This is a genomic window from Brevundimonas sp. BAL450 (assembly GCF_015767455.1).
In the GTDB taxonomy this organism is placed as follows: domain Bacteria; phylum Pseudomonadota; class Alphaproteobacteria; order Caulobacterales; family Caulobacteraceae; genus Brevundimonas; species Brevundimonas abyssalis.
Genome location: NZ_JADWOW010000034.1, coordinates 21,757 through 32,205, shown reverse-complemented (window position 1 = coordinate 32,205; position 10,449 = coordinate 21,757). Strand labels below are relative to the sequence as shown.

Genomic DNA, 10,449 nt, shown 5'->3' with positions numbered 1-10,449 from the left:
GCGACGGGCTGTGATCGAGCGGGATATAGCGGCGGGGCGGATTACTCGCCGGGTCCGGGACATGGAGCGCTGTCCATGCCCGCCCGTTCAGGGCCTGAACACCGGCTAGCGCCTAAGACGCGTGCCCACCGGGGGCTCTGGGAGAACGATCGCGCGGGGCGTCAGCCTTCGTCGAAACGGTATTTGTCTATTCCTTACACCGGGCGATGGCCCGGCGCCCCGCTCCCTTCCCATCAACCCGCACCGACGGGCGCCTTGGCGCGCCCGATGATCAGGAGACAGCCATGGCCAGACCCCGACCGCCCCGACCCGAGCCGATCGATCCGCTGGACCGCGCCCTGGAAGAGGCGGAGGCCGAAGCCGAGCGGATTGAGAAACGTCGGCTGCTGGCCGTTCTCCGGCGCAGCAACGCCGACTGGTGGGCCCGGCAGCATGCCCGTCTTGCGAACCGCACCGAGCCGGCATGATGTCAGGCTGAGGCGCCTGGACCGATCAGGCGTCAGCCCAGCCAGCCGCGCCGCGCGCCCCAGGCCAGGGCCAGTTCCGGCCAGACGGCGGCGGGGCGGCCTTCGATAAGGCGGATGCCGAAGCCGTGGCCGCCCTCCTCGAACAGATGGGTCTCCACCGGCACGTTCGCGGCCCTCAACGCCGTGGTCAGCATCATGGCGTTCTCGGGCGGCACCGCCCCGTCGTCCATGGCGTGGACGATGAAGGTGGGCGGGGTGTCGCGGCGGGGCATGGTCTCCAGCGACCAGTCGCGGATCTGGTCCGGGCTCGGGTTCTCGCCAAGCAGATGGCTGCGCGACCCGGCGTGGGTGTGCGGGTCGGTCAGGGTCACCACCGGATACATCAGGATCGACAGGTCGGGTCGTGCCGACACCGCATCCGCCGCGTCCACGGCCTCATAGACCGCATCCCCGTGCCGCGCCGCCAGCGTGCCGCCCAGATGCCCGCCCGCCGAGGCGCCCAGCGCCCCGATGCGGTCCGGATCGACGCCGTACTGCGCCGCGTTGGCGCGGATCAGCCGCATGGCCCGCTGGGCGTCCTGCAGCGGCGCGTTCGGCCCCGCCGCCCAGTTGTCCCCGGGCAGGCGATACCGCAGCACGAAACAGGTCACCCCCGCCGCCGCGAACACCCGTGCGCAGTCGTAGCCCTCCTTATCCACCACCGCCCAGCGATAGCCGCCGCCGGGGATCAGCAGCAGGGCCGCGCCGTTGGGCCGCTCGGGCCGGAACACGGTCATGATCGGGTCGGTGGTGTAGACGGCGAAACGGTCGTGATAGGCGGGATCCTCGGACCGCTCGTTCACCTCGGCCACCACGGTGACGTTCTCGCCCCCCGGCGCCCCGTCCGGCCACAGCCGCACCGTCTCGGCGGGATCGGCGGGCGCCCGCTGCGGCGTCACGGCGGCGGCCCGCACCGCCTCGCTCCAGGGCGCCTGGGCCAGAACCGGCGATGCGGTCAGGCCCAGTCCGGCGGCGGTCAGCAGGCTGCGACGGTGAAGGGTCATGCGGGATCTCCAGTGCCCGGCGTCCACCCGGGCGGCGCCATTTCAAAACGGTCGAAGATGAAGGCGGGCGCCACGGTGCAGGTGACCAGGGTCCAGTCGCCCAGCGGCCGTGCGGCCTGCCAGGCGTTCGGGGGCACGACCACATGGGGCCGTTCGCCTGCCGCCAGGTCCGGGCCCAGCACATGACGGACCGGCGCCGCGTCGCCCGTCATGGCGATCCCCAGCTCCAGCGGCCCGCCGGCGTTGAAGCTCCACACTTCCGCGGCGTCGGTCACCCGGTGCCAGTGCGAGCGCTGCCCGGCCGCCAGCAGATAGTGGATGGCCGTGGACGCCGCCCGTCCCGGCGCGACCTCGGCCGCGTCCCGGAACGTCTCACGGAACCAGCCGCCCTCCGGATGGGGCTCAAGATTCAGCAGGGCGACGATCTCGGCGGCGGTCATGCCGCCACCATAACGCCCATGACACCGGTGGCCAGACTAAACCACCTCGCGACGAGACAGGTGCGCCAGCATCAGGCCCAGGACCAGAACCCCGCCCCCCAGCCCCAGCATCAGCGCCAGGTCGGCCCGCGCCGGGTCGGTCGCCAGTACATTGACCGGCATCTGCCAGGGCATGAACACCCCGTTCTTCGCGGAGGTGGCGACCACCGCGAAGAAGGTGCCGCCGATGCCCAGCACCAGCCCCGGCACGAAGCTCCTGAACCGCAGCGCCGCCCACAGCTGAATGGCGGTCAGCAGGGCCCCCGCCGCGAAGATGCGGGCGTGCAGCCAGACCATGGCCGACCAGTCGATGACGCCGGTCGGCGCGATCCCGGGCTTGATCAGCCCCGCCAGGGCGCCCGCGCCGGCGGCCAGCATCAGAACCGCCGCTTCCATGGCCGCGACCACCAGGAACACCGCGCCGGCCTTGGCCGCCAGCAGCCGCCAGCGGCGGACCGGCAGGGCGAACAGGTGCTCCCAGCTGCGGGGGCCGTGCTCCATCTGGGCGACCAGGGCGGTCAGGGCCGTGACGCCCATGGGCAGCATGAAATAGGCCCAGATGGCGGCGGCCTGCATCATCACCATGAACCAGTCCTGGGCCTGGTCCATGCGCAGCAGGTTGAAGAAGATGAACAGGGCGATCAGTCCCGGCGCCGCCACGGCCAGCAGCGCGGCCAGGGAGCGGTTGAGCTTCAGCAGCTCCACGGACAGGGCGGTCAGCATTCAGGCGGCCTCCTTGTGGGCGGTCGGCAGGCGGTTCTGGTCCGCCACATGGCGATAAAGCGTCTCCAGACTGCGGCGGCGGGGCGTCAGGGCGAAGACCGCGATGCCCGCCTCCACCAGCGCGCGATTCAGCCCCGCCGCCGCGGCGCGCACGTCATCGCCGGGTCTCAGCCGGACCGACAGGCCGTCGCCCTCCGCCAGATCAAATCCCCGGGCCAGGATCAGCGGCCGCGCCCGGTCCGGCTGATCCACCTCCACGTCCAGCCCCGGCGCGGCCCGCGCGGTCAGGTCCGCCAGCGGGCCCTGAACCGCCAGCCGCCCGGCGAAGATCACGCCCACATGGGAGGCCGTCTGCTCCACCTCGTTCAGCAGGTGGCTGGAGAGCAGCACCGTCGCGCCCGTCCGTGCGGGCAGCCCCGCCAGAAAGCCGCGCATGTCGGCGATGCCGTCCGGGTCCAGTCCGTTGGTGGGCTCGTCCAGGATCAGCACCGGCGGCGCCCCCAGCAGCGCCCGCGCGATGCCCAGCCGCTGGCGCATGCCCAGGGAATAGTCCGACACCCGGCGGTGCGCGTCCGGCCGCATCTCCACCACCTCCAGCACCCGGTCGGTCTCCCCACGCGGCAGGGCCAGCAGGCGGCGGGTGATCTCCAGGTTCTCGCGCCCGGTCAGATTGGCGTGAAGACCGTGCGCCTCCAGCAGGGCGCCCACCTTGCGGGCCGCGCCCATCCGGTCCGCCGCCACATCGATCCCCTCGATCAGCGCCCGACCCTCGCTGGGTCGGATCAGACCCAGCAGCATCTTCAGCGTGGTGGTCTTTCCCGCGCCGTTGGGGCCCAGAAAGCCATAGACGGCCTGGGCCGGAACCTGCATGGCCAGGTCCTGAACCGCCGTCCGGCCGCCGAAGCGGCGGGTCAGTCCGCAGGTCTCGATCGCCAGGGTCATCCGCCTTTTCCTTTAAGTCTAAGCTAAAGTTGCGGACGAAGAGTTTTTAAGTCAAGATTAAAGAAAATTCAGCCGGGATGACCCATGAACGCCACTGACCCCGCCGCCTACCGGCGCCGATGCGCCCAGTTCCGCTGGCTGGCCGTGTTCATGGTGGTCAGCGTGGGCGGGCTGTTGCTGCTCGTGCATCTCGTCTTTCCGCTGATCCTCGCCCTGCGGGGCGAGACCGGGCATCTGGCCCGGTGGCTGCCGGAGGTGATCTGGGTCTCGCCGACGGCCTTCTACCTGTTCGCCATCTGGTCCATCGGCGCCGCCATGGGGCAGCTTGCGAAGGGTCGCCTGATCCAGCCCACCCTGTCCGACGCCTTGCGGCGTGTTGGTCTGGCCCTCGGCTTCGGCGGTCTCCTGAGCGTATTCGGCGTCACCAACCTGATACGTCTGATCGAGGGCGGGACAGGTGGTTGGGCCTATTTCGATGTGGCCGGCATGACCCTGGGCATGATCGGGGGCGCCCTGTTTCTGCTGGGGCGGGTGATCGACCACGCCGGGCGGGTCCAGGCCGAGCTGGACGCGATGATCTGATGCCGGTGCGCGTGACCCTCGACAGCCTGATCGTCCGCAAGGGGATCAAGGCCCGCGACCTGGCCGCCGAGGTGGGGATTTCGGAAACCCAGCTGTCCCTGTTCCGCTCGGGCAAGGTCAAGGGCATCCGCTTCCGCACCCTGGCGCGGCTGTGCGCGGCGCTGGGGTGCAGACCCGGCGATCTGCTGGACTATGATTTCGACCCCGCCGATCTGGCGCAGGACGAGGAGGACTAGCCGGTCAGGCCACTTCCACCGCCATGGCCACGGCCTCGCCGCCGCCGATACACAGGGACGCCATGCCCTTGCCGCCGCCGCGCGCCTGCAGCGCCGACAGCAGGGTGGACAGAACCCGGGCGCCCGACGCGCCGATGGGGTGGCCCAGGGCGCAGGCGCCGCCGTTCACGTTGAGCTTCGCGTGGTCGATGTCCAGTTCGCGCATGGCGATCATGGCCACCACGGCGAAGGCCTCGTTGACCTCCCACAGGTCCACGTCCGACGCGCTCCAGCCGGCCCGCTCCAGCGCCTTCTTCATGGCCGGGACCGGGGCGGTGGTGAACAGGCCCGGCTCGTGGGCGTGGGCCGCGTGGGCGGCGACCCGGGCCACGATGGGCAGGTTCAGCGCCCGCGCCACGCTCTCGCGGGTCATCACCAGCGCCGCCGCGCCGTCCGAGATCGAGCTGGCGTTGGCCGCCGTGATGGTGCCGTCCTTCGCAAAGGCGGGCTTCAGGGTCGGGATCTTGTCGGGCCGCGCCTTGCCGGGCTGTTCGTCCACCGAGACCGTCTCGGTCCCCTTGCGGCTGGTCACCTCCACCGCGGTGATCTCGGCCTCGAAGGCGCCCGAGGCGATGGCGGCGTTGGCGCGGCTCAGGCTCTCGATGGCGTAGGCGTCCTGGTCCTCGCGGGTGAACTGGTACTGCCGGGCCGCGTCCTCGGCGAAGGCGCCCATCAGCTTGCCGGGGGTGTAGGCGTCCTCCAGCCCGTCCAGATACATGGTGTCGGAGATCACATCGTGGCCGATGCGCGCCCCGCCCCGGTGCTTGGCCATGACGTAGGGGGCGCCGGTCATGCTCTCCATGCCGCCCGCCACGATGATCCCGGCGCTTCCGGCCTTCAGCGCGTCGTGCGCCATCATGGCCGCCTGCAGGCCCGAGCCACACATCTTGTTGACGGTGGTGGCCTCCACATGGCGGCCCAGCCCTGCGCCGATGGCCGCCTGACGCGCCGGGGCCTGGCCCAGACCGGCGGGCAGGACGCAGCCCATCACGATCTGCTCGACCCGCGCCGCCTCGACCCCGGCGCGCGCCACCGCCGCCTTCACGGCGGTCGCGCCCAGCTCGGTGGCCTTCACGCCCGTAAACACGCCCTGGAAGCCTCCCATGGGGGTGCGGGCGAACGAACAGATGACGACGGGATCGGACATGGCGGGCTCCTGAGCGGTTACGGCTTGTTGCGGCTCATATATTCACGTGGCGGCGTCGGCGAAAGGCGGGCGCCCGGTTCACAGCAGCTTGCGCCGCTGCCGCGACAGGGCCAGCGGCGTGCCGTCGACGCCCCAGCATGTGGCGTCGTCCACGGTCCAGCCCAGACCCAGATCCAGCATGCGGAACTCGAAGAAGGCCCAGCCATCAGGGGCCGTTTCGGGCGTGGGCGTGGCCAGGATGTCGTAGCGCAGGTCCACCGTGGTCATCATCGGCGGCGCCTTCATTGCGGTCCACGACGGCGGATACAGCGCGTCCAGCAGGTAGCACAGGCGCAGCTCGTCCAGCGGCGCCCCGTCATTGGTGCGCATCCACACCCGCTCCACCACGGCGCGGCCCTCGTTGCCGCCCAGGATGTTCGGCCCGCCGTCGAAGCGGAACTCCACGTGCTGAGTGAAGCGCGGCCGCAGGGGCCCTACCAGAGTGCGCGTCGGGTCCAGGCTGTCCAGCGGCGGGGGCGGCGCCTGCATGGGCGTGAGGGCGACAGCGTCTTCGGCGTCCCGCCCCCAGGTGGCCGTGGCGTGATGGGTCAGGCGCTCGCCCTGTCCAGCCTCCAGCGCCGAATAGGCCACATTGCGCCCGCCGCGCAGCAGGCGGGGTCGAAACGTCAGCGCCTGACCATATTTCGCCGCCGCCAGATACTGCACGCTCAGGGTCCGCAGCGGCCCGGTGATCCCCAGCCCCTGCCGCATGGCGCCCGCGCACAGGGCCGCCAGCAGCCCGCCGAACGGAAAGCCCGCCTCCGGCGGCGCCCCGACGGGCCCGTTGGAGAACTCCCCCGACAGTTCGGCGGTCAGGGCCTCGCCCGCGGGCGTCAGGGCCAGGGCACGGGTCAGCGGATGGTCGGCGGAATCGGTCATGGGCAGCGACATATCAGAAAGGCGGGCGGAGACCGGCGGAAGGCCTCCGCCCGCAAGTCGAGGGACGCAGGAACGCCGCGGCGCGTCATACGCTGCGATGTCCGTTGCCAAACGAGACTGATTTAATGGGTGTTGAATCGCAACCCACTTGTCAAAAGCCTGCCGCAACGTCACCTTGTGATGATGGGACGCACAGCCGACTACTCCCGCCAGAGCTGCTCCATCGCCGCCACCCTCGAGGTGATCGGCGATCCGTGGACGCTGCTGGTGATCCGCGACGCCTTTCAGGGCGTGACCCGCTTCGAGCAGTGGCAGGAGCGTCTGGGCGTGGCCCGCAACGTGCTGGCCGCGCGGCTCAAGACGCTCGTGGCTCACGGGGTGCTGGAGCCGCACCTGTATTCGGAGCGCCCGCCGCGCAACGAGTACCTGCTCACCGCCCGGGGCAAGGAACTGTACGGCGTGCTGGTCACCCTGCACGCCTGGGGCAACAAGCACCTGTATGGCGACAGCGATTCCGGCGTCGACATGATCCACAAGACCTGCGGCCACTCTCTGGAGCCCCGCATCGCCTGCGGCTGCTGCGGCGAGGTTGTGCGTCCGCGCGACCTGGCGCTGGTGCTCAGCGAGGACCGCCCCACGGTCGGCGATGTCCTCACGCCCAAGGACGCGGCCTAGCTCATTGCTGGCTGCCGGACCGCCACAGGTTCCGGGTCAGGGGCTCCACCAGATAGGACAGGGCGGTCCGCTTCCTCAGGAGGATGACCACCTCCACCGGCATGCCGGGACGGATGCCCCGGGCGGCCGGGCCCAGCGTGGCCAGTTGTTCGGGCGGCACGACCACCTCGACCCGGAAATGGCTCTGGCCGGACTGTTCGTCGGTGAAGCTGTCGGCGGACACGCTGGTGACCCGTCCGCGCACGATGGGGGGGACTTCCTCGCGCAGGCCGGGGAAACGAACCTCTGTCTCGAGCCCGACGCGAATGCTGTCGATGTCGGCGGGGTCCACCTGGGCAACCAGCACCTGTGACGCGTCCGCCGGTACGATCTCCATCAACACCTGACCCGGTTGCACCACCCCGCCGGGGGTGAAGACGCTCAGACCCACGACCTGGCCCGTCGCGGGGCTGCGCACCTGGGTGCGGGCGATCTGGGCGCGCAGCTCCGAAAGGCGCGGCTGAAGCTCGTTCAGCTGGACCTCCACCTGGCGCAGCTGGTCGGCCACGTCCTCGTCCAGACGCGTGTTCACGCCCAGCATCTGCAGGCGCGTCTCGCCGATCTGCTCGCGGGCGGCGGCGATCTGCGCGATCAGGGCGCCTTCCTCCCCTTCCAGCGAGGCAGCGGTGCGTTCCAGGGCCCTGACCCGGTTCAGCGGCGCATAGCCCTGCGCCGCCAGCGAGCGCATGCCCTCCAGCTCCTCCAGGATCAGGCGCTGCTGTTCGCGGTTGGACTCCAGCTGCCTCTGATGGCCGCCCATGCGGTCCTCTAGCTGGCTGATGCGCTGACGCAGCACGCCGCTTTCGGTGGACCGGCCCGCGCCCCGAGCGGTGAACTGGCGCTGTTGCAGCGTCAGCGCTTCTTGCGCCAGGACGCGGTCATCGCCCGACAGGGTTGCGAACGCTTCGGGCGTCGGAATGGCAGACAGCCGGTCCCGTTCAGCGACCATGCGCGCCCGCTGGGCCAGCAGGGCGTAGACCTGCCCCGCCACGCCGCGCTCAACCGAGCGCAGGCTGCCGGCATTGATCTCCAGCAGCACCTGCCCGCGCTCCACCTGGTCCGCCTCGGCCACGTGGAGGGCGCCGACCACGCCGCCGTCCGGGTGCTGCACCGCCTGCCGGTTGCCTGACACCGCCACCTGACCCGGGGCATAGGCGCCGGCGTCCAGCGGGGCGAACGCCGCCCAGCCCAGAAAGAGCCCGAAGAACAGGAGGATGATGGTCCCGCCCAGCCACAGTTCGAACCGGGGCGAAGGGCTCAACTGCGGCGTCGTCTGGGCGGCGGATGAAGCGGCTTTCGTCATCGGCTGGCCGCGCCCTGCGTCGGGGCGCGGGCGCTTCTCAGGCGGGCGAGCACCTCTTCACGCGGCCCCTGTGTCTGGATCGCGCCGTCCTTGAGCACCAGCAGATTGTCGACCCGAGACAGCACGCCGGCGCGGTGGGCGACGATCACCACCGCCGCGCCCCGTCTGGCCGCCGCCAGAATGGCGTTCATCAGGGCGGATTCCCCGTCCTGGTCCAGGTTCGAGTTCGGCTCGTCCAGCACCAGCAGCACCGGATCTCCGTAGAGCGCGCGGGCCAGGGCCACCCGCTGGGCCTGGCCTGCGGACAGCCCGGCGCCGAACGCGCCCAGTTCGGTGTCATAGCCTTTGGACAGCCGCTGGATCATGTCGTGGGCGCCGGCGGCCTGGGCCGCCTCGACCACCGCGCGATCGATCTCGTCCGGCGGCGCGCCTGTGGCGGCGGCGAACCGCGAGATGTTGTCCCGCACGCTGCCGGCGAACAGGCTGGGCGTCTGGGGCAGATAGCCGATGTGGCGCGCCAGGGCGTCGCTGTCCCATGCACTGTATTCCGCGCCGTCCAGGCGTACGGCTCCCGTTGTCGGGATCAGCGCTCCGGCGATGACCCGCGCCAGGGTGGTCTTGCCCGACCCGCTGGACCCGATGACACCGAGGGTCTGGCCGGGTTCGAGGGTCAGATTCGCGCCTTTCAACTGCAACTGGCCCGCCTCGGTCAGGCGAACCGACACGCTTTCGACGGCCAGCTGTCCCTTGGGGGCGGGCAGGGCGGTCCGGGGGCGGTCCACATCTGCGGTGGCGTCAAACAATTCGATCAGGCGCCGCCACCCTGCATGGGCCTTCACCAGACCGGGCCAGGCCCCGACCAGTTGCTCGATGGGCGCCACGGCCCGGCTGAGAAGCACCGATGAGGCGATGATGGCGCCGGGCGTCATCTGTCCGCGGATCACCAGGAACCCCGCCAGGCCCAGCGCCGCAGACTGCAGGGTCAGCCGCACGAATTTGATCGCCCCGGTATAGCGCCCCCCCGCCATGTTGGCGTCCGCCTGCTGCTGAACGGCCCGGCGCCGTTCGTCGGCCTGGCGCGCGATGCTGTTGGCGCGCATGCCGAGGGCCCGCACCACCTCGGCCTGGGCGGCCAGGCTTTCCTGTGCGGCATAGGCGGCGCTGGCGGAATCCGCAGCATGGCGAATGCGCTCGCGCGTGTCGCGCTCGTTCAGCCAGGCGAGGAGGAACAGAACCAGCCCCCCGAACAGGGTCAGAAAGCCGATGGACCAGTGCAGCAGGAAACAGCACATCAGGAAGATCGGCGTCCAGGGCGCGTCCAGAACCGCCAGGGTCCCCTGACCGCTCAGGGCCGTCCGCACATGGTCGAACTCGCGCAGCACGTGGACATTGGGCGCCGCGCCCCGCAGGTCCACGGTCCGCGCCAGGATACGGCTGGTCAGCGCCTGGTCCAGTTTCAGCCCGGTCCGCAGCAGAATGCGCACCCTCAGCCAGTCCAGGGCCGCCAGGGCCGCCAGGGCGAACAGGGCGACGGCGCTGATCAGCACGAGGGTCGTCAACCCTCCGGTCGGCACCACCCGATCATAGACCTGAAGCATGTACAGGGTGGGGGTGAGATAGAGCAGGTTCACCAGGGCGCTGAACACCGCCGCCCCGATGAGATGCGTGCGGCAAGCCAGTACGGCCTGCCTCAGCGGTTCAGCACCAGCGGATGTGGGAAGCAGGTTGAACACGTCGGCTAGCCGCTCTCGGGCCTCATTGCTGGATCATCGCGCCACTGCGGCGCGACCGTGACGACCCTTCTCGCCCTGGACGGTGACTCATATGGCAATCCCGGCAGGGCGCCAATGCGCCCG

The 10,449-nt window shown here is 70.6% G+C and carries 12 protein-coding genes; 4 read left to right on the top strand and 8 right to left on the bottom strand.

Going from position 1 to position 10,449, the window contains the following annotated elements; translation table 11 throughout:
- Positions 1-284: 284 nt before the first annotated feature.
- Positions 285-467, top strand: coding sequence for a hypothetical protein (locus tag IWC96_RS02880; RefSeq protein WP_021697614.1), 183 nt, complete (start codon positions 285-287; stop codon positions 465-467).
- Between the two features lie 32 nt (positions 468-499).
- On the opposite strand, the gene IWC96_RS02875 is transcribed toward IWC96_RS02880, so the two are convergent.
- The 4 genes from IWC96_RS02875 to IWC96_RS02860 are packed head-to-tail and all read right to left on the bottom strand — an operon-like array spanning position 500 to position 3,654.
- Positions 500-1,510 carry an alpha/beta hydrolase gene (locus IWC96_RS02875; RefSeq protein ID WP_021697613.1) on the bottom strand — a complete coding sequence of 337 codons (1,011 nt, stop codon included), beginning with the start codon at positions 1,508-1,510 and terminating at the stop codon, positions 500-502.
- Positions 1,507-1,950 carry a cupin domain-containing protein gene (locus IWC96_RS02870; protein ID WP_021697612.1) on the bottom strand — a complete coding sequence of 148 codons (444 nt, stop codon included), beginning with the start codon at positions 1,948-1,950 and terminating at the stop codon, positions 1,507-1,509. The genes IWC96_RS02875 and IWC96_RS02870 overlap by 4 nt, the downstream gene beginning before the upstream one ends.
- 36 nt (positions 1,951-1,986) lie before the next feature.
- Positions 1,987-2,712, bottom strand: coding sequence for an ABC transporter permease (locus IWC96_RS02865; protein WP_021697611.1), 726 nt, complete (start codon positions 2,710-2,712; stop codon positions 1,987-1,989).
- A complete protein-coding gene (locus tag IWC96_RS02860; protein WP_021697610.1) occupies positions 2,713-3,654 on the bottom strand; it encodes an ABC transporter ATP-binding protein in 942 nt (313 codons plus the stop codon).
- A gap of 84 nt (positions 3,655-3,738) precedes the next feature.
- Here IWC96_RS02860 and IWC96_RS02855 point away from each other — a divergent pair, with 84 nt between their 5' ends.
- Both IWC96_RS02855 and IWC96_RS02850 read left to right on the top strand, forming a co-directional pair.
- Positions 3,739-4,236 (top strand): hypothetical protein, encoded by a 498-nt coding sequence (locus IWC96_RS02855; RefSeq protein WP_021697609.1) that lies wholly within the window; start codon positions 3,739-3,741, stop codon positions 4,234-4,236.
- Complete coding sequence (locus IWC96_RS02850; RefSeq protein ID WP_021697608.1) at positions 4,236-4,472, top strand: helix-turn-helix transcriptional regulator; 237 nt, start codon at positions 4,236-4,238, stop codon at positions 4,470-4,472. The genes IWC96_RS02855 and IWC96_RS02850 overlap by 1 nt, the downstream gene beginning before the upstream one ends.
- A 4-nt stretch (positions 4,473-4,476) precedes the next feature.
- Here IWC96_RS02850 and IWC96_RS02845 read toward each other — a convergent pair whose 3' ends face one another.
- Together IWC96_RS02845 and IWC96_RS02840 are read right to left on the bottom strand one after the other, a co-directional pair.
- On the bottom strand, positions 4,477-5,658 hold the full coding sequence (locus IWC96_RS02845; RefSeq protein ID WP_196838312.1) for an acetyl-CoA C-acyltransferase: 1,182 nt from the start codon (positions 5,656-5,658) through the stop codon (positions 4,477-4,479).
- 78 nt (positions 5,659-5,736) lie between these two features.
- Positions 5,737-6,576 (bottom strand): acyl-CoA thioesterase II, encoded by an 840-nt coding sequence (locus tag IWC96_RS02840; protein ID WP_045319100.1) that lies wholly within the window; start codon positions 6,574-6,576, stop codon positions 5,737-5,739.
- A gap of 183 nt (positions 6,577-6,759) precedes the next feature.
- On the opposite strand from IWC96_RS02840, the gene IWC96_RS02835 reads away from it, so the two are divergent.
- On the top strand, positions 6,760-7,251 hold the full coding sequence (locus tag IWC96_RS02835) for a helix-turn-helix domain-containing protein (RefSeq protein WP_045319099.1): 492 nt from the start codon (positions 6,760-6,762) through the stop codon (positions 7,249-7,251).
- A gap of 1 nt (position 7,252) precedes the next feature.
- Here the strand turns inward: IWC96_RS02835 and IWC96_RS02830 are convergent, their stop codons facing one another.
- Together IWC96_RS02830 and IWC96_RS02825 are read right to left on the bottom strand one after the other, a co-directional pair.
- The gene (locus IWC96_RS02830; RefSeq protein ID WP_021697604.1) at positions 7,253-8,593 is read right to left on the bottom strand and encodes an HlyD family type I secretion periplasmic adaptor subunit; all 1,341 of its coding nucleotides are present in this window, start codon (positions 8,591-8,593) and stop codon (positions 7,253-7,255) included.
- Positions 8,590-10,326 (bottom strand): type I secretion system permease/ATPase, encoded by a 1,737-nt coding sequence (locus tag IWC96_RS02825; RefSeq protein ID WP_052516776.1) that lies wholly within the window; start codon positions 10,324-10,326, stop codon positions 8,590-8,592. Before IWC96_RS02825 ends, IWC96_RS02830 begins: the two co-directional genes overlap by 4 nt.
- Positions 10,327-10,449 lie beyond the last annotated feature (123 nt).